The 18,117-nt window shown below is 72.7% G+C and carries 12 protein-coding genes and 1 tRNA gene; 8 read left to right on the plus strand and 5 right to left on the minus strand.

Features of this window, described 5'->3' with window-relative positions; genetic code table 11:
• On the minus strand, positions 1–1,153 hold a 1,153-nt coding region (locus ACE3Q3_RS11805), incomplete at its 3' end, for a monovalent cation:proton antiporter-2 (CPA2) family protein (protein WP_374446149.1).
• A 190-nt stretch (positions 1,154–1,343) separates the two neighbouring features.
• Here ACE3Q3_RS11805 and ACE3Q3_RS11810 point away from each other — a divergent pair.
• Genes ACE3Q3_RS11810 through ACE3Q3_RS11820 form a run of 3 tightly spaced genes read left to right on the plus strand, consistent with a single transcriptional unit; the run spans position 1,344 to position 5,547 of the window.
• On the plus strand, positions 1,344–2,555 hold the full coding sequence (locus tag ACE3Q3_RS11810; RefSeq protein WP_374446151.1) for a hypothetical protein: 1,212 nt from the start codon (positions 1,344–1,346) through the stop codon (positions 2,553–2,555).
• Complete coding sequence (locus ACE3Q3_RS11815; RefSeq protein ID WP_374446154.1) at positions 2,552–4,432, plus strand: non-ribosomal peptide synthetase; 1,881 nt, start codon at positions 2,552–2,554, stop codon at positions 4,430–4,432. The genes ACE3Q3_RS11810 and ACE3Q3_RS11815 overlap by 4 nt, the downstream gene beginning before the upstream one ends.
• Positions 4,429–5,547, plus strand: a complete 1,119-nt coding sequence (locus ACE3Q3_RS11820) for a hypothetical protein (RefSeq protein WP_374446157.1) — start codon at positions 4,429–4,431, stop codon at positions 5,545–5,547. Before ACE3Q3_RS11815 ends, ACE3Q3_RS11820 begins: the two co-directional genes overlap by 4 nt.
• Before the next feature lie 560 nt (positions 5,548–6,107).
• On the opposite strand, the gene ACE3Q3_RS11825 is transcribed toward ACE3Q3_RS11820, so the two are convergent.
• The 3 genes from ACE3Q3_RS11825 to gyrA all read right to left on the minus strand — a co-directional run bounded on the left by ACE3Q3_RS11825 (position 6,108) and on the right by gyrA (position 9,497).
• A tRNA-Lys gene (locus tag ACE3Q3_RS11825) sits at positions 6,108–6,183 on the minus strand.
• A gap of 48 nt (positions 6,184–6,231) precedes the next feature.
• Complete coding sequence (gene coaD / locus ACE3Q3_RS11830) at positions 6,232–6,756, minus strand: pantetheine-phosphate adenylyltransferase (RefSeq protein ID WP_374446160.1); 525 nt, start codon at positions 6,754–6,756, stop codon at positions 6,232–6,234.
• Positions 6,757–6,770: 14 nt separating this feature from the next.
• Positions 6,771–9,497, minus strand: coding sequence for a DNA gyrase subunit A (gene gyrA, locus ACE3Q3_RS11835; protein WP_374446205.1), 2,727 nt, complete (start codon positions 9,495–9,497; stop codon positions 6,771–6,773).
• Between the two features lie 401 nt (positions 9,498–9,898).
• Between gyrA and ACE3Q3_RS11840 the strand changes: the two genes are divergently transcribed.
• The 4 genes from ACE3Q3_RS11840 (at position 9,899) to ACE3Q3_RS11855 (ending at position 14,416) form a co-directional block, all read left to right on the plus strand.
• Complete coding sequence (locus tag ACE3Q3_RS11840) at positions 9,899–11,155, plus strand: tetratricopeptide repeat protein (protein WP_374446162.1); 1,257 nt, start codon at positions 9,899–9,901, stop codon at positions 11,153–11,155.
• Between the two features lie 275 nt (positions 11,156–11,430).
• Positions 11,431–12,021 (plus strand): sigma-70 family RNA polymerase sigma factor, encoded by a 591-nt coding sequence (locus tag ACE3Q3_RS11845; protein WP_374446164.1) that lies wholly within the window; start codon positions 11,431–11,433, stop codon positions 12,019–12,021.
• Positions 12,018–12,677, plus strand: coding sequence for a hypothetical protein (locus ACE3Q3_RS11850; RefSeq protein ID WP_374446166.1), 660 nt, complete (start codon positions 12,018–12,020; stop codon positions 12,675–12,677). Before ACE3Q3_RS11845 ends, ACE3Q3_RS11850 begins: the two co-directional genes overlap by 4 nt.
• The gene (locus tag ACE3Q3_RS11855; protein ID WP_374446169.1) at positions 12,674–14,416 is read left to right on the plus strand and encodes a S8 family serine peptidase; all 1,743 of its coding nucleotides are present in this window, start codon (positions 12,674–12,676) and stop codon (positions 14,414–14,416) included. Before ACE3Q3_RS11850 ends, ACE3Q3_RS11855 begins: the two co-directional genes overlap by 4 nt.
• Positions 14,417–14,439: 23 nt before the next feature.
• Here ACE3Q3_RS11855 and ssb read toward each other — a convergent pair whose 3' ends face one another.
• Positions 14,440–14,985: a single-stranded DNA-binding protein gene (ssb, locus tag ACE3Q3_RS11860; protein ID WP_374446172.1), complete on the minus strand. Its 546-nt coding sequence runs from the start codon at positions 14,983–14,985 to the stop codon at positions 14,440–14,442.
• Between the two features lie 138 nt (positions 14,986–15,123).
• On the opposite strand from ssb, the gene uvrA reads away from it, so the two are divergent.
• Positions 15,124–17,991: an excinuclease ABC subunit UvrA gene (uvrA, locus tag ACE3Q3_RS11865; RefSeq protein WP_374446174.1), complete on the plus strand. Its 2,868-nt coding sequence runs from the start codon at positions 15,124–15,126 to the stop codon at positions 17,989–17,991.
• Positions 17,992–18,117: the final 126 nt, after the last annotated feature.

Raw genomic sequence — 18,117 nt, forward strand, 5'->3', positions numbered from 1 at the left:
CGTCGAGGTCGCTCGTGTCCGGCGCCCGCTGCGGCAGCGCCCGGCGCAGCAGCAGCGTCAGGAGCGGCGTCAGCGCCATCGACAGGATCACCGTCGCGGTCAGGACGGCGTTGATCCGGGCGTCGAAGATGCCGACCGCGGCCGCGGCGGAATAGAGGACGAAGGCGAACTCGCCGCCCTGGGCCAGCAGGGCAGCCCGCGTCAGCGCCTCGCGATGGTCGGCCCGGAGCACGCGGGCGACGCCGTAGATGCCGATCGCCTTCACCACCATGCAGGCGGCGACGGCGGCCAGGATCGTCGCCCAGTCGACGGCGATGACGGCGAAGTCGAGCGACATGCCGACGGCGAGGAAGAAGAGCCCGAGCAGGATGCCGCGGAACGGCTCGATGTCGGCCTCGAGCTGGTGGCGGAAGCTCGATTCCGACAGCAGCACGCCGGCCAGGAAGGCCCCCATCGCCATCGACAGGCCGCCCTGCTGCATCAGCAGCGCCGCGCCCAGCACCACCAGCAGCGCCGCCGCGGTCATGATCTCGCGCGCGCGGGCCGCGGCCAGGAGGCGGAAGATCGGGTTGAGCAGCCAGCGCCCGGCCACCAGCAGCCCGACGATGGCGCCGACCGCGAGCCCGACCTGGACCAGCCGTTCCGGCCAGCCGCCGGCGGCCGGCTGCGGCGCCAGGAAGGCGACGATGGCGAGCAGCGGCACGATCGCCAGATCCTCCAGCAGCAGGATCGAGACGATCTTCTGCCCGGCCGGGGTCGAGGTGTCGCCACGCTCGTCGAGGAGCTGCATGACGATCGCCGTCGAGGAGAGGACGAACCCCATGGCGGCGACGAAGGCGACGGCGGGCGGCCAGCCGGCCATGACACCGAGGCCGGTCAGCAGGGCGCCGCAGGCGCCGACCTGGGCGGCACCCAGGCCGAAAATCTCCCGGCGCAGGTTCCATAGGCGCGAGGGCTGCATTTCCAGCCCGATGACGAAGAGGAACATGACGACGCCCAGTTCGGCGACGTGCAGGATCGCCTGCGCGTCGGAGAAGAGGCGGAGGCCGAACGGCCCGATCGCCAGACCCGCCGCCAGGTAGCCCAGCACCGAGCCGAGCCCGAGCCGCCGGAACAGCGGCACCGCGACCACCGCCGCGCCCAGCAGCGCCACGACCTGAACGAGATCGCTCCCCTGTCCCTCGACCGCCAAACCGCGCCCCCCTGCGATGTTCCGTGCGACACTCTACCCGGATTCGCCGGCCGCATGCGCCGGCGCCGCGGCCGGGACGGCGCGCCCCCGGTCGGCACCATGCCCGGCGGTGGTGTATGATCGGCGCCGGTCAACGGGGGATGGATCGCCGATGGCACGCAGCAGTGCCGAACCGACCGACGACGCACAGTCCGCCGGGCAGGCCGACGCTGGGCAGCCCGACGCTGGGCAGCCCGACGCCGGGCAGGCCGACGACGATACCGGGACCGCCGACACCGTGGCCGGTCTCGCGCGGGTGGCGGATTGGCGCGCGGCCTTCGCGCTCGCCTGCCGGCGGCAGGCGGCGCGCGAGGCCGGCCCGCGCACCCGTATGGCGGCCGTGCGGGCGGTGCATGCCGCGGCCGGGGATCCGGCGATGATCGCCAGCCTCGACGGCCTCGCCGGCGACGCCGCGCTGGGACCGCTCCCGCTCGGGCTGCGACTGGTCGCCGCCGCTGCCGGCGGACCTTCGCTCGATCTGTCGCGCGCACCGGCGCGGGCCTGGGAGGCGGGCATCTTTCCCTGGCTCGATGCCTGCGACGGCGACGGCATCGGCCGCGCCATGGCGCTGCTCCGCCCCGTCGTCCGGGCGGAGACGCTGGCGGACGAACTCCTCGGGCTGGTCGAGCGGATGCCGGCCGCAATTCCGGGCGACCGGTTTCTCGACCAGCCGTGGCGCCAGATCCAGCTCGCCCGGTCGCCCGCCGCCGGCACCGACCGGCTGCTCGTGTGCTTCGCCGGCGCGCGCGGCGGCATCGGCATGCCCTGCAACGTCTTCCATCGCTGGGCGGCCGGAACCGGCGCCCATGTCCTCTATCTGCGCGACCCGGTCCACCAGGATTTCCGCGACGGCGTCGCCGAGGCGGGGCCGGATTGGGCGGCCCTCGTGCGCCATGTCACCCGGCTAGCGGAATCGCTCGGCGTCGCGCGGGTGGCGTGCTGGGGAAACAGCATCGGCGGCCTTGCCGCCGCGCGCCTCGCCCAGGCCCTGGGCCCGTCCCGCGCCGTCGTCGCGGCCGGGATCGCCACCGCTCGGGTGCCGGCAGCGGGCACCGGGCGCGGCCTGCCCGATGCCACCGCCGCGCTCGCCGGGGCGGTGCGCCGGCAGGCGGTTGCCGCCGCCGCGCCGGCCCGCATCCTCTGGTTCTACGCCCGCGACCACGGCCCGGATGCGGCCGACGCCATGCGCATGGCCGACGTGCCGGGCGTCGTTCGCAAGCCGCTTCCGACCGCCCGCCACAACGTCGCGGCCCAGCTCGCCCGCTCGGGCCGGCTGGCATCGACGCTCGCCTGGGTCACCGGGTCCGGGGGCGATCTCCCATGACCGCCACGGGCGAGCGGCTGCGCCGCATCGCCGGCCCGGAGGGGGATCCGCCGCCGGCCGCCGATCTCGTCGCCGCCATCGAGCGGATCGCGCGCGAGGATCCGCACCGGCCGGCCGTCGTCACGCCGGAGGGCACGACGGACTTCGTCACGCTGGCCGGCCTGTCCCGCTCGCTCGCCGCCCACATCGGCCCTGCCGGCACGGCGCCGGTGCTGGTGCTCGGCGAGGCCGGCCTGCTGCTCGTCGTCGCCATCGTCGCCTGCCTGCGCGTCGGCCGTGCGGTCGTGCCGCTGGATGCGACGATGACGCCGCTGCGCGTCCGCCAGGTCGCCCTGTCGAGCGGGGCGGACGTGCTCGTCCGCCACGACGACGAGGCGCCGCCGGTCCCGGAACTGGCGCCGGACCGGATCCGCACCGTCCTGGCGGGCACGCTCGACCCCGCCGCCGAGAGCGGGCCGGCCAGGCGGGGCAAGGAGGCGTTTCTCATCTTCACCTCGGGCTCGACCGGGATCCCGAAGGGCGTGTGCCACGGGCCGGAGGCGATGGCCGCCGCCGTCGCCATGCTCGACGCGATCGTCGATGTCCGCGACGGCGACCGCGTGGCGCTGGTGACGCCGGCCACGACCCTGACCGGCGCCGTGTGCAGCGTGGCGCCGCTGGCCGTCGGCGCCACGGTGCTGCTGCTGTCCGACCGCGCCTCGGTCCACGCCCTGATCGATCTCATGGAGCACCACCGCGCCACCCATCTCATGAGCTATGTCGGGCTGGCGCGCGCGGTGGCCGCCCATCCGCGGGCGGCGGCCGGCTTCCGCCATCTGCGCCACCTCCTGGTCTATGGCGACATCGTGCGGGCCGAGGATTGCCGCACCCTCCAGTGGCTGTTGCCGCCGGGCGGTCGCATCCAGATGCTCTACGGCGCCAGCGAGGCCATGATGGCCGCGGCCTGCGTCGCCACGCCCGACATCGGCGGCGCCGACGGTCGAACGCCGCTCGGGTGGCCGCTGCCGGACATGGAGATGTGGCTGCGCCTGCTCCCGGCCGACGATCGGGCCGACGCGCAGGCGGACCAGCCTGCCGACGAGCCGGGCGGGGACAAGTTCGGCGAACTGTGCCTGGCGGGCCCCCGGGTCACCGACGGCTACTACCGGGACCGCGGCGCCGGCGACGCGAAATTCCTGCCCCATCCGCTCGATCCGGGACGGCGGCTCTTCCGCACCGGCGACCTCGTCCGGCCGCGGCCGGACGGCATGCTCGACTTCGCCGGCCGGCTCGACAACCAGGTGAAACTGCGCGGCTGGCGCATCGAGCTGGAGGAGATCGAAACGGCGGCGCTGCGGGTTCCCGGAATCGCCGCCGCCGGCGTCGTCGCCCGGCGCGGGGCGGACGGCATCGTCGACCAGCTCGTCCTCCACCTCGCGGCGTCCGGCGATGCCGGGGCCGCCCCGGACGCGGTCGCCCGGGCGACCAGCGCCGCGCTCCGCGCCAGCCTGCCGGCGCCGATGGTGCCGGCCGCGACCGTGCTCCACGCCGCCCTGCCGCTCACGGCGACCGGCAAGATCGACCGGCTGCGCCTGGCCGAACTCGACCGCCAGGACCAGGACGCCGCGCCACGGGCCCGCCCCACCGCCGCCGACGGCGACTGGCCCGATCCGCGGTCGGCGCGCATCGCCGCCGTCATCGCCGAGGAATGCGGGCTCGCCCGCCTCCATCCCGCCGACGACCTCAATCTCCTCGGGGTGGATTCCCTCCAGGCGGTGAACACGGCGCTGCGGATCGAGAAGCTCTGGGGCGTCGCGGTCGAGCCGCTCGACCTGCTGTCGGGTCGCCCGGTCGGTGACGTGGTCGCCGGAGTCATTGCCGCCGGGCGCCCCGCTTGAGCGGCAGCCGGGGTTCGCCGGTCGCCCGCTACCGCCGGCTGCGGCGGGTCGACGACCGGCGCAACGCCACCTGGGCGGCGTCCGATGCCGCCATCCTCGCGGTCCGCCACCCGCTCTGCCAGGCGGGGTTCCACGACGGCTATCTCGCCTGGCTGGAGTGCAACTTCGCCACGATCCGGCGCCGCTTCCGACTGGCGCTGCTGCCCTGCCCCGACATCGACCTCGGCGGTATCCGGGTCGTCGTGACCTGGCTCCAGGACCCGATCGCCGAGTGGTCGCCGGGCGGCCTCGCCCGCGCCGTCGCCCTCGTCGACCGCGGTGCCGGGCGGGGCATCGCCACCGTCAACCATCCGGCCAGGCTGGCCCACAGCGGCAAGCACGAGACCGGCCGGCGGCTCGCGGCCGCCGGCATCCGCACGCCACGTTCGCTCCCCGTCGATGCCGCGTCGGCCGCGACGGTCCGCGCCGCGCTGCCCGGCCGGATCCTGATCCGCGAGGATGGCGGCCACCGCCGGCCGTCGCTGCTGCTGGGCGCGGGCGAGGCGATCGACCCGGCGGCGCTCATCGCCTTCCGGCACCCGATCGCCGTCGAGTTCGTCGACACGCGCGGGCCCGACGGGCTGTTCCGGAAGATGCGCTGCGTGACCTTCGGCGACCGCACGATCGCGGTCCACCGGATCGCCTCCCGCGCGTGGGAGGTGCGTGGCGAACGCAAGCTCTCGACCCCGGACCTGCGGGCCGAGGAGGCGGACTACCTCGCCCGCCCGCCGCCGCCGGCCGACCTCTTCCGCCGCGGCCGCGCCGCGCTCGGGCTCGATGTCGTCGCCTTCGACTACGGCCAGACGCCGGACGGCGGCATCGTCGTCTGGGAGGCCAACCCCTATCCCTTCATCCCGGTCGGCGACCGGGCGCCGGCGCTGCTCTACCGCGACCAGGCGGTGCATCGCTGCTACGGGGCGATGGCCGGGCTCCATCTCGACCGCGCCGGCCTGTCGGTGCCGGGCGCGATCGAGATGCTGCGGCACTACGGGGCGCCGGGGACGGACCGGCTGCTGGGACGGCTGCGGATGCCGGTGCCGCCCGGCGCCGACGGCCCGTCCGCCACGTCGTCGTGACCGCGCGGTCGGGGCGGCCGCGGCTCAGGTCGACGCCCGCTCGAACGCGGCGTCCGCCCGCGCCGTGCCGCGGTCGACGTCGGAGAAGTCGCCGCGCACGGCCTTGAGCGCGGCGCGCTCCCGCTCGATCTCCGATGCGGTACGCAGGCCGAGGCGCCGCAGGAGCGGGAGCGGCGGGCACCACCCCTGCAGCGCGTGCTGGAAGAGGAAGGCGGTGACCAGCGCCGGCAGGACGAGCCAGCGTCGGTCGCGGGTCGCGCCCAGGACGGTGCCGACGAACGCGAGGCTGGCGGCGTTGGCTTCGAGCGCGCGCTCGATGTCCCACTCCCGGTCGAGCGCGCGGAGGCGGGCATCGATCCCGGCCGGATGCCGGGCCTAGTGGGCGACGCGCGCCCGGGTTTGCCGGCGGATCCGTCGATTGATTGCGGCAGGGGTATGGGCCGGCACTCGCGCTACGGTCGACGGCAGCATGGCGTTTCCCCGGATGTGATCTCCTGGAAACGCCGGCCGGTGCGGGGTGTTCCGTCCCTGCCGGCTGCGCGACGGCACGAAAGCGGAAATGGTGAGCCCGCCGGGATTCGAACCCGGGACCCTCTGATTAAAAGTCAGATGCTCTACCGGCTGAGCTACGGGCTCACGTTGGTCTCTGGCGCCGGCGGACCCTAGGGTTGCGCCCGCGCCGGGTCAACCGGCGGGCTCGCCGATCCGGGCCCGGGCGAAGCGCGATTCCAGCCGCTCGGCGACCCGCGCGCTGACGAAGTGGCGCACGTCGCCGCCGAGCAGGCCGATCTCCTTGACGAAGCGCGAGGCGATGAACTGGTAGCGGTCGGCCGCCATCAGGAAGACCGTCTCGATCTCGTTGTTGAGCCGGGCGTTCATGCCCGCCATCTGGAACTCGTACTCGAAGTCCGAGACGGCGCGCAGGCCACGGATGATGATCTTGGCGCCGCAGCCGACGACGAAGTCCATCAGCAGGTTGTCGAACGGCCGCACCTCGACCCGGACCGCCTGCCCGTTCAGCGCCTCGACCTCGTCGCGCACGATCTGGACCCGCTCGTCGATCGAGAACAGCGGCCCCTTCCCGGCATTGCGGGCGACGCCGATGATGAGGCGGTCGACCAGCTTGGTCGCGCGCAGGATGATGTCGGAATGTCCCTTGGTGATCGGATCGAAGGTCCCGGGATAGACCCCCACGCGTTCGACCGCCATCCTCGTCCTCCGCCTCAGGCCGTTTCGCCGCCGGGCGCCGGGCCGGCGTCCGCCGCCCCTTCCGCCGGGTCGGCCTCGTCGCCGTCGCGCGGCAGGCGGGCGGCCGACATGACCCGTTCCCCGTCCGCGACGCGCAGCAGGATCACCCCCTGGGTGGACCGTCCGGCGACGCGGATGTCCGCGACCGGCATGCGGATCACCTGCCCGCCGTCGGTCACCAGCATGAGTTCGGCATCGCCATCCACCGGGAACGCCGCGACCACGGGACCGTTGCGTGCCGACGTCGCGATGTTGGCGATGCCCGATCCGCCGCGGCGGGTGATGCGGTACTCGTAGGCCGAGGTCCGCTTGCCGAAACCGTTCGCCGTCACCGTCAGGACCAGTTCGTCGGCCGCGGCCAGCACGGCGTATTCCTCGTCGCTCAGCGCCCGTTCGGGCGCCGCCGCCTCGGCGTCGGCCCCCTCCTCGGTGTCCGGCGCGGCCGGTTCCTCGGGCGTGGCCTCGCCGTCGCCCTGCCCCCGCCGCTCCTGCGCCGACCGCTTCAGATAGGCGGCGCGGGTGCCGGCGTCGGCCTCGACATGGGCGAGGATCGAGATGTCGATGACCTCGTCGCCGGCGGCGAGCCGGATGCCGCGGACGCCCGTCGAGGTCCGGCTCTGGAAGAGGCGCACCTCCGGCACCGGGAAGCGGATGCACTTGCCGCCCCGGGTCGCCAGCAGCACGTCCTGCGTCTCGTCGCAGAGGACGACGCCGACGAGCCGCTCGCCCTCCTCCTCCAGCCTCATGGCGATCTTGCCGTTCGCCTTGACGTTGGTGAAGTCGGCGAGGTCGTTGCGGCGGACGTTGCCGGTCGAGGTCGCGAACATCAGCGAGCGCCCGGCATGGGCCTCGCGATCCTCCGGCAGGGCCAGCACCGACGTCACCCGCTCGCCCGCCTTGGTGTCGACCGGCAGCACCTGGACCATCGGCTTGCCGCGCGAGGTCGGGTTGCCGGCGGGCAGGCGCCAGACCTTGAGCAGGTAGACCTTGCCGAGCGAGGTGAAGAAGAGGACGGGGGCGTGGGTGCCGGCGACGAACACCTGGCTGACGAAATCCTCGTCCCGCGTCGCCATGCCGGCGCGGCCCTTGCCGCCGCGCCGCTGCGCCCGGTAGGTCGCGAGCGGCGTGCGCTTGATGTAGCCCTCGTGGCTGACGGTGACGACCATCGCCTCGGGCTTGATGAGATCCTCGAGGTCGGTCTCGTCCTCGGCCTCCTCGATGACCGTGCGGCGCGGGCTGTCGAACTGCTGGCGGACCGCCAGGAGCTCGTCGCGGATGATCTCGAGCCGGCGCGGCTTCGAGCGCAGGATCTCGAGATACTCGCCGATCTGCGCCACGATCTGCCGCAGTTCCTCGGCGATCTTGTCGCGCTCCAGCCCGGTCAGGCGCTGCAGGCGCAGTTCCAGGATGGCGCGCGCCTGGTCCTCGGAGAGCCGGTAGGTGCCGTCGACGATCGGATGCTCGGGCTCGTCGATGAGCCGGATCAGCGGCTCCATGTCATGCACCGGCCAGACCCGCGCCAGCAGGGCGGCGCGCGCCGCGGCCGGGTCGGGCGCGGCGCGGATCAGCTGGATGACCTCGTCGAGGTTGGCGACCGACAGCGCCAGGCCGACCAAGACGTGCGCCCGCTCGCGGGCCTTGGCCAGCTCGAAGGCGGTGCGCCTGGACACCACTTCCTCGCGGAAGGCGAGGAAGCAGTCGAGCACCCGGCGCAGGCCCATGAGCTGCGGCCGGCCGGCGTCGAGCGCCAGCATGTTGATGCCGAAGGTCGTCTCGAGCGGGGTGAAGCGGTAGAGCTGCTTCAGCACGACCTCGGGGTTGGCGTCGCGCTTCAGCTCGATCACCACCCGGACGCCGTCGCGGTCGCTCTCGTCGCGCAGCTCGGCGATGCCGTCGATCAGCTTCTCCTGCACCGTCTCGGCGATGCGCTCCAGCATCCGCGACTTGTTGACCTGGAAGGGGATCTCGGTGACGACGATGGCCTCGCGATCCTTGCGGATCTCCTCGATCGCCGCCTTGCTGCGGATGGTGATCGAGCCGCGGCCGCCGAGATAGGCCTCGCGGATGCCGCGGCGGCCGACGATGATGCCGCCGGTCGGGAAGTCGGGGCCCGGCACCAGCTCCATCAGCGCCGCATCGTCGAGGGACGGGTCGGCGATGATGGCGCAGCAGGCGTCGATGACCTCGGCCAGGTTGTGGGTCGGGATGTTGGTCGCCATGCCGACGGCGATGCCGCCGGCGCCGTTGACCAGCAGGTTCGGATAGCGCGCCGGCAGGACCACCGGCTCCTTGCTGGTGTCGTCGTAGTTCGGCTGGAAGTCGACGGTGTCGCGGTCGATGTCCTCGAGCAGCGCCTCGGCCGAGCGCGCGAGGCGGACCTCGGTGTAGCGCATCGCCGCCGGGCGATCGCCGTCCATCGAGCCGAAATTGCCCTGCCCGTCGATCAGCGGCAGGCGCATCGAGAAGTCCTGCGCCATCCGCACCATGGCGTCGTAGATCGCCGTGTCGCCGTGCGGATGGTACTTGCCCATCACGTCGCCGACGATGCGGGCCGACTTGCGATAGGCGCGGTTCCAGTCGTAGCCGTTCTCCTTCATCGCATAGAGGATGCGGCGGTGGACCGGCTTCAGGCCGTCGCGGACGTCGGGCAGCGCACGCGCCACGATCACGCTCATCGCGTAATCGAGGTAGGAGCGGCGCATTTCGTCTTCGATGGTGACGGGCGCGATGTCGAACGGCTTGGACGGAGCGTCGACCAATGGTGTCTCGTTTGCGGGAGGGGCCGGAAGCGGGCGTTGCGTGCGGCCCGGTTCGCCAGCGGATTCGTCGAAGGGTCACATTAGAGCATTTCGCAATTGCGAACAACGGCGCCGAGGGGCGCCCGCCTGCACCCCCGGTTGTGGCGCAACCGTTTGCAATTGCGAGGTTTGTGCCGCAGTGTAGCGGTCGATCTGCAGGCAGCCCGGGGGGACAGCGGCAGGTGGAGGCAGGGAGAGGCCGGCAGCGCGCGCGACGCGGATGGCGGGGCGGTGCCCGCCGGACGGCCGGCGGGCTCGTCCTGATCGCGTGCGCGCTGGCCGGCGGAGCGACGGCCACGGCCGCCGTGCCGCCGTCGGCGCTGCTCGCCGACCCGGCGCTGGTCGCCTATCGCGACGGCCGTTTCGCCGAGGCGGCCGAGCGGCTGCGGGCGCTGGCGGCCGCGCATCCCGACGACCTGCTGGTCCGCCGCTACCTCGGCCTCGCGCTCTATGGCCAGAAGCGCTACGGCGAGGCGGCCGAGGTGCTGGAGGCCGCCGCCGCGCTCGACGGCGGCAATGCCACCACTTGGCTCTATCTCGGTCTCGCCCGCTATGCCGAGGGACGGTACGGGCCGGCGACCGAGGCGTTCCGGAAAGCGGAATCCCTGGAGCCGGACGCGCGTTCGGCTGCGGTCGCCCGCTCCTACCGCGAGACCATCGCCCGCTACCAGACCGAGCGCACGGTGCCGGCGGCGCCGCAGCCGCGGCGCTGGTCGCTGACCGGGCAGGCCGGCATCGTCTACGACGACAACGTCCCGCTGGCGGCGAAGGGCGCGACCGGGCCGAAGGGCAGCCCCCGCACCTTCCAGAGCGCCTGGGGCGGCTACGACTTCGTCCAGGGCGGCGGCTGGCGGCTGCGCGGCGAGGGCTTCGCCTTCCTCGGCCAGAACCTGCGCCGGTCGCTCGACGAGTACGACCAGATCACCGTCGAGGCCGCCCTCGACCTCAGCTACCAGACCAGCCTCCTGGGAATGCCGGCCCGGCCCGGCCTGCGCTATGCCTACCAGCCGACCTGGGAGGGCGGGCGCGAATACAACCAGAGCCACGCCGTCACCGCGTCCCTGGTGCTGCAGCCGCTCGACGACACGATCTCCTATCTCTTCTACCGCTATGCCACCCAGGACTATCGCGACGACGGCGCGATCGCCCGCTTCACCTCGCGCGACCTCGGCGCCGGGCATCAGCTCGGCATCACGCAATATTATTACTTCGAGGACCGCCGCAACTACCTGTTCGGCGGCTACGCCTACCTCCGCAACGACGCCAAGGGCAGCTTCTTCGACGAGACTGGGCACCGGCTGTCGGTGGGCGGCGCGGTGCTGCTGCCCTGGGACCTCCGGCTGCTGGCGCGCGCCGAATACCAGTGGCGTGACTTCGACCGCTATCCGATCGAGCCCAAGCGCAGCTTCGAGCGCCAGCACTACACCATCAGCCTGACCAAGCCGATCGCCGAACGGCTGGCCGTGACGCTCGGCTTCAGCCACATCGACGAGGATTCCAACTATTCCAGCCTGTCGTACCGGCAGAACGTGTTCGCGCTGTCGCTCACCTATGATTTCTGAGGGAGCGACGTCCGGTGGAGCGGCTAGAGGGTGACGGCCTGCGCCGCGAGCGCCAGTCCGGCGACGCCGGTCGCCGCGCCGACCAGCGCGGCAGAGACGAGAATGACGAGATGGCGGATCACGGTCTTCATCGCGGAACCTCCCTGGACGGCCGGACCATCGGCCGCCTGCCCGATCGGTCGCGCGAAGGGCGCCGGCGGTTCATCGCCGGCCGCGGAAATCGCCGTGCCGCCGCGCTGAACCTTTCCCCCAACCCCTGCGACTGAGGAAGCGAGATGGCCGAGGGCCAGGGCAGGACCGGGAAAGAGTTCCAGGAACTCGAGAACGACCTCCTCACCCGGGCTGGGCGCGGCGACCGGGCCGCGTTCAAGGCGCTCTACGAGCGTTTCCAGCGGCCGTTGTTCGGGTTCCTGATGCGGATGGTGCGGGACCAGGCGATGGCGAACGAACTGCTGAACGACGTGATGCTGGATGTCTGGCGGTCCGCCGGCAATTTCGAGGGGCGTTCCTCGGCCGGGACCTGGATCTTCGGCATCGCGCACAACAAGGCGATCAGCCTGCTCCGCCGCCGGCGCGAGGACCAGATGCCGGAGGACGCCGCCGACACGATCGCCGACGACGCCGCCACCCCCGACACCACCGCCGAACAGGCCGATCTCGGCCGGGTGATGCAGCGCCTCCTCGACCGGCTGACGCCGGAGCACCGGGCGGTGCTGCAGCTCACCTACTATCAGGACATGTCGGTGCAGGAGATCGCGTCTGCCCTCGACTGCCCGGTCAACACCGTCAAGACGCGCATGTTCTATGGCCGCCAGCGGATGCGCGAGCTCCTCGCCGCCGCCGGCATCCAGGGAGTTTCGGCATGAACACGAAGTCGGCGGACGCCATCGACACCCTGCCCGAGGAGGCCTTCCTCCTGCCGTGGTACGTCAACGGCACGCTCGACGCCGACGACCGGCGGCGGGTCGAGGCGGCACTCGCGAATTCGGCCGAGCTGCGCGAGGAACTGGAACTGCTGCGCTCCGTCAGCGCCGCGGTCGTCGCCTCGACCGACGCCCAGCCGGAGCCCGATCCGGCCGGCTTCGAGCGGCTGATGGCACGCATCGACGCCGAGCCGCAGCGGGCCGCCGCCGGGGTGACGGCCCGGGGCGGCTTCGCGCTCCGCCTCGGCCAGTGGCTGCAGGCCTCGTGGAAACCCGCCATGGCGGCCGCGGCCGTGGTGATCGCCGTCCAGGCGGCGGCCATCGTCGCCCTCGTCGGCGACCGCGCCGGCGGCGACTACCGCACCGCGTCGGGCCCGGCGACCGCCGCGGCGGGCGAGGCGCGGTTCCTCGTCGGCTTCGCCGACGGGGCGGCACTCGCCGACATCCGCGCCCTGCTGGAGCGCGCCGACGCCGTGATCGTCAAGGGGCCGACCGCCGACGGCTATTTCGTCGTCGCCGCCCAGGGGGATGCCGCGCAGGCCCAGGCCGCGCTACAATCGGCCAGCTCCCTGGTGACCCAGGCCGAACGGATGCAATGAAGACGCTGGCGCGACGCTTGCGACCCTGCCGGGCGATCGGCCCCGCCGCCGCGCTGGTGCTGGCGGTCGCCGCGCCGGCCGAAGCGACCGACCGGCTCGACTGGTCGGACGGCGACCGTGCCGAATGGGTGCTGGCGCCGGCCGTGGCGCCGGTCCTGCAGATCGCCCAGATCACCACCATTCCGGGCGGCAACGAGGGCGAGGGGCCGAACAAGCCCGGCTACAGCGTGCGCCCGCCGCCGGACAAGCCGGAGCCGCCGCGCGTCGAGCCGATCCCGACGCCGGACGTGCCGCCGCCACCGCCGCCGCCACCACCGCCGATCTCGATCGACAAGCCGGTGTCGCCGGGCCCGGGCGGCAATGTCGTGGTCCCCCCGCCGCCGGTGCCACCGCCCCCCGTACCGCCGCCGCCCACGCCGCCACCGCCGACGCCGCCACCCCCGACACCACCGCCCCCGACACCCCCGCCACCGACCCTTCCGGCGCCGGAGCCGCCGCCGACGCCGCCGAACAGCGGACTGGTGCCGCCGCCGGTCGAACGGCCCGTGGCCCACCCGCTGCAGCCGACCGACCTGCCGCCGCCGGCGATGCTGCCGCCGCCCGGCAGCGACGACCTCGCCGAGGCGCTGCCGGACGAGGTGCTGATCCTGCTGCGGCCGGGCCTCGGCCAGGCGGCCGCCGACGCCATCGCCCGCGACTATGCCATGGGCCTCGCGGAGACGATCCCGCTCGCCATCCTCGGCACCGAGGCCTATCGCCTGCTGATCGTCCAGACCCGGCCGATCGGGCCGCTGGTCGACCTGCTCAACCTCGATCCGCGCATCCAGATCGCCCAGCCCAACTACCGCTACCGCACCATGCAGGCGCAGCCCGCGAGCTCGCCGCCGCTGCGGCAGTACGCGCTGGAACGGCTGCAGGCGGACCAGGCCAACCGGATCGCCCGCGGCCGCGGCGTGCGCGTCGCCGTCATCGACACCCGCATCGACGCCAGCCACCCGGCGCTGGCCGGGCGCCTGGCCGGAATCGTCGACGTCATCGGCACCGCCGGCAGCGACCCCGGCCGGCACGGCACGGCGCTGGCCGGCATCATCGCCGCCGACGGACGGCTGCGCGGCATCGCCCCCCAGGTGGAGCTGCTCTCGGTCCAGGCGTTCACGCCCGACCCCGCCAATGCCGGCTCCGGCACCAGTTCGTCGGACAAGATCGCGCGCGCCATCGACGTCGCCGTCGACCAGGGCGCGCGCGTCCTCAACCTCAGCTTCGCCGGCCCGCGCGACCCGCTCGTCGGCCGCATGATCCGGCGCTCCCACGAGCGGGGTGCGGTGATCGTCGCCGCCGTCGGCAACGAAGGGCTGGAGCGGACGCGCTTCCCGGCCGCCTTCGAGGAGGTGATCGCCGTCACCGCGACCGACGCCCGCGACCGGCTCTACCCCCAGGCCAATCGCGGCAGCTTCGTCGGGGTCGCCGCCCCCGGCGTCGACATCGTCACCACCGGGCCCGGCAACTCGATCCAGTCGCTGTCCGGCACCTCGATGGCGGCCGCCTATGTCAGCGGCGTCGCCGCCCTATTGCTGGAGCGCGATCCCGGCCTGAAGCCGGCCGAAATCCGGGAGCTGATCGAGGCCAGCACGATCGACCTCGGGCCGCCCGGCAAGGACGGCGAATACGGCTCCGGCCGCGTCGACGCCTTCCGCGCCGTCAGCCGCGGCCGGCAGTCGTCGCAGGCACCGGGACGCTGACGGGCGGCGCCGCCGCCCGCGCCTCAGAAGGGAATCTCGTCGTCGAGGTCGCCGCCGCCGCGCGACGGCGACGGGCTGCCGCCGCGCCCCGCGGAGGACCCGCCGCCGCGCCCGAAGCCGCTGCCGCCGGAGCCGGAGCCGCCGCCATAGCCGCCGCCCCCGCCTGGGCCGTCCATGTCGTCGTAGCCGCCCTGCTCGCCGCCGCCACCGCCCCCGCCGCGGCCGTCGAGCATCGTCAGTTCGCCGCGGAACTGCTGCAGCACGATCTCGGTCGTGTATTTCTCGACCCCGGACTGGTCGGTCCACTTGCGGGTCTGGAGCTGGCCCTCGACATAGACCTTGGCGCCCTTGCGGAGGTAGCGCTCGGCCGTCTCCGCCAGGCGCTCGTTGAAGATCACCACCCGGTGCCACTCGGTGCGCTCCTGGCGCTCGCCGGTGTTGCGGTCCTTCCAGGTCTCGCTGGTCGCGATCGCGAGGTTCACCACCTTCTTGCCGGACTGGGTCGAGCGCACCTCCGGGTCGCGCCCGAGATTGCCGATGAGGATGACCTTGTTGACGCTGCCGGCCATGTCCGCCGCTCCCGCTCTTGGTGCCGTGTCCTGGGGTGCCGGACCATAGAGGCTCCCGCCGCGGGAGTCGATTTCCGGCGAGGGAGAACGTATAATGAACAGAATTCGCGTTCCAGCCCGATTCCCGGCCCGGCCCCCATGTCGCTGACCCACATCCGCGTGCGCGGCGCGCGCGAGCACAATCTTCGCGGCGTCGACGTCGACCTGCCGCGCGACCGGCTGGTGGTCATCACCGGCCTGTCGGGCTCGGGCAAGTCGTCGCTCGCCTTCGATACCATCTATGCCGAGGGGCAGCGCCGCTACGTCGAGAGCCTGTCGGCCTATGCGCGCCAGTTCCTCGAACTGATGCAGAAGCCCGACGTCGATTCGATCGAGGGCCTGTCGCCCGCGATCTCGATCGAGCAGAAGACGACGTCGCGCAACCCGCGCTCGACGGTCGGCACCGTCACCGAGATCTACGACTACATGCGCCTCCTGTGGGCGCGCGTCGGCATCCCCTACTCGCCCGCGACCGGCCTGCCGATCGAGAGCCAGACCGTGTCGCAGATGGTCGACCGGGTGATGGAGATGGCGGAGGGCACCCGCCTCTACCTGCTGGCGCCGGTCGTGCGCGGCCGCAAGGGCGAGTACCGCAAGGAGCTGCAGGAACTGCAGCGGCGCGGCTTCCAGCGCGTCAAGGTCGACGGGAAGATGTACGAGATCGAGGAGGTGCCGCCGCTCGGCAAGAAGCTGAAGCACGACATCGAGGTCGTGGTCGACCGCCTCGTCGTCCGCGAGGGCCTCGGCAACCGGGTCGCCGATTCGCTCGAGACGGCGCTCGGCCTCGCCGACGGCATCGCCTTCGCGGAAAACGCCGACACGGGCGAGCGCGTCACCTTCTCCGCCAAGTTCGCCTGCCCGGTCTCGGGCTTCACCATTCCCGAGATCGAGCCGCGCCTCTTCTCCTTCAACAACCCCTTCGGCGCCTGCCCGGCCTGCGACGGGCTCGGCGTCACCATGTTCTTCGACCCCGACCTGATCGTGCCCGACGAGACGCAGCCGCTCGCCGGCGCCATCGCGCCCTGGGCCAATTCCTCCTCGCAATACTACCAGCAGACGCTGGACAGCCTCGCCCGCCATTTCGGCGTGCCGACGACGACGCCGTGGAACCGCCTGCCCGACGCGGCGCGGAGCGCCATCCTCTACGGCTCGGCCGGGCAGGCGATCGAGATGGCCTATGACGACGGGCTGCGCAGCTACAAGACCGGCAAGGCCTTCGAGGGCGTCATTCCGAACATGGAGCGGCGCTGGAAGGAGACGGACAGCGCCTGGGTGCGCGAGGAACTGGGCCGCTACCACAACAGCCGCGCCTGCGAGGTCTGCAAGGGGCAGCGGCTGAAGCCCGAGGCGCTGGCGGTCAAGGTGCGCCAGCGCACGATCAGCGACGTCGCCGCCCTCTCCATCGCCGAGGCGGCGCGCTGGTACGGCGAGCTCGACGCCCACCTGACGCCCAAGCAGTCCGAGATCGCCGCCCGCATCCTGAAGGAGATCAACGAGCGCCTCGGCTTCCTCGTCAATGTCGGGCTCGACTACCTGACGCTGGCCCGCGCGTCGGGCACGCTGTCCGGCGGCGAGAGCCAGCGCATCCGCCTCGCCTCGCAGATCGGCTCCGGCCTGACGGGCGTGCTCTACGTCCTCGACGAACCCTCGATCGGCCTCCACCAGCGCGACAACGACCGCCTGCTGGAGACGCTGAAGCGGCTGCGCGACCTCGGCAACACGGTCCTGGTGGTCGAGCATGACGAGGATGCGATCCGCCAGGCGGACTGGCTGGTCGACATGGGGCCGGGGGCGGGCGTCCATGGCGGCACCGTCGTCGCCGCCGGCACGCCCGAGCAGGTGATGGGCGAGCCCCGGAGCCTGACGGCGCAATACCTGACCGGCGCCCGCCGCGTGCCGATCCCGGCCGAGCGCCGCAGCGGCAGGCCCGGCGAGGTCCTGTCGATCGTCGGCGCCGGCGGCAACAACCTCAAGGACGTGTCGGTCGATTTCCCGCTCGGCACCTTCACCTGCGTCACCGGCGTCTCGGGGGGCGGCAAGTCGACGCTCGTCATCGAGACGCTCTACAAGGCGCTCGCCCGGCGCCTGCACAACGCCAAGGAGCACCCGCTGCCGCACGCGCGGCTCGACGGCGTCGAGCGCATCGACAAGATCGTCGACATCGACCAGTCGCCGATCGGGCGGACGCCGCGCTCCAACCCCGCCACCTACACCGGCGCCTTCACCCCGATCCGGGAATGGTTCGCCGGCCTGCCCGAGGCCAAGGCGCGCGGCTATGCGCCGGGGCGCTTCTCCTTCAACGTCAAGGGCGGGCGCTGCGAGGCCTGCCAGGGCGACGGCGTCATCAAGATCGAGATGCACTTCCTGCCCGACGTCTATGTCGAGTGCGACGCCTGCAAGGGCAAGCGCTACAACCGCGAGACGCTGGAGATCACCTTCAAGGACAAGTCGATCGCCGACGTGCTCGACATGACGGTCGAGGAGGGCTGCGGCTTCTTCAAGGCGGTGCCGGCGATCCGCGACAAGATGGAGACGCTGCGCGAGGTCGGGCTCGGCTACATCAAGATCGGCCAGGCGGCGACGACCCTGTCGGGCGGCGAGGCGCAGCGGGTGAAGCTGGCCAAGGAACTGTCGCGGCGCGCCACCGGGCAGACGCTCTACATCCTCGACGAGCCGACGACCGGCCTGCATTTCGAGGACGTGCGCAAGCTGCTGGAGGTGCTGCACCGGCTCGTCGACCAGGGCAACACGGTGCTGGTGATCGAGCACAACCTGGAGGTCATCAAGACCGCCGACTGGATCGTCGACCTCGGCCCGGAGGGCGGCAACGGCGGCGGCGAGATCGTCGCCCAGGGCACGCCCGAGGAGGTCGCGACCGTGGCCCGCAGCTATACCGGCCGCTACCTCGCCCCCTATCTCGAACGCGACCGCGCGGCCGCCCGCGGCCGGGCCCGGAAGACGGCCTGATACCCAGTCCGGTGGATGCGGAACGACCCCGTCATCGATGCCGTTGCGTCCCTCGACTTCGCTCGGGATAAGGGACGTTATTGTTCTGATCGAATTTTCTCATCCCGAGCGAAGTCGGGGGACGCA

This window comes from Allostella sp. (assembly GCF_041913585.1).
Lineage (GTDB): Bacteria > Pseudomonadota > Alphaproteobacteria > ATCC43930 > Allostellaceae > Allostella.

Coding starts and splice junctions, on each gene's coding strand:
- ACE3Q3_RS11855 (WP_374446169.1), top strand. CDS start 12,674: ATGAAGACGCTGGCGCGACGCTTGCGACCCTGCCGGGCGATCGGCCCC.
- uvrA (WP_374446174.1), top strand. CDS start 15,124: ATGTCGCTGACCCACATCCGCGTGCGCGGCGCGCGCGAGCACAATCTT.
- ssb (WP_374446172.1), bottom strand. CDS start 14,985: ATGGCCGGCAGCGTCAACAAGGTCATCCTCATCGGCAATCTCGGGCGC.
- ACE3Q3_RS11850 (WP_374446166.1), top strand. CDS start 12,018: ATGAACACGAAGTCGGCGGACGCCATCGACACCCTGCCCGAGGAGGCC.
- coaD (WP_374446160.1), bottom strand. CDS start 6,756: ATGGCGGTCGAACGCGTGGGGGTCTATCCCGGGACCTTCGATCCGATC.
- gyrA (WP_374446205.1), bottom strand. CDS start 9,497: ATGCGCCGCTCCTACCTCGATTACGCGATGAGCGTGATCGTGGCGCGT.
- ACE3Q3_RS11815 (WP_374446154.1), top strand. CDS start 2,552: ATGACCGCCACGGGCGAGCGGCTGCGCCGCATCGCCGGCCCGGAGGGG.
- ACE3Q3_RS11845 (WP_374446164.1), top strand. CDS start 11,431: ATGGCCGAGGGCCAGGGCAGGACCGGGAAAGAGTTCCAGGAACTCGAG.
- ACE3Q3_RS11810 (WP_374446151.1), top strand. CDS start 1,344: ATGGCACGCAGCAGTGCCGAACCGACCGACGACGCACAGTCCGCCGGG.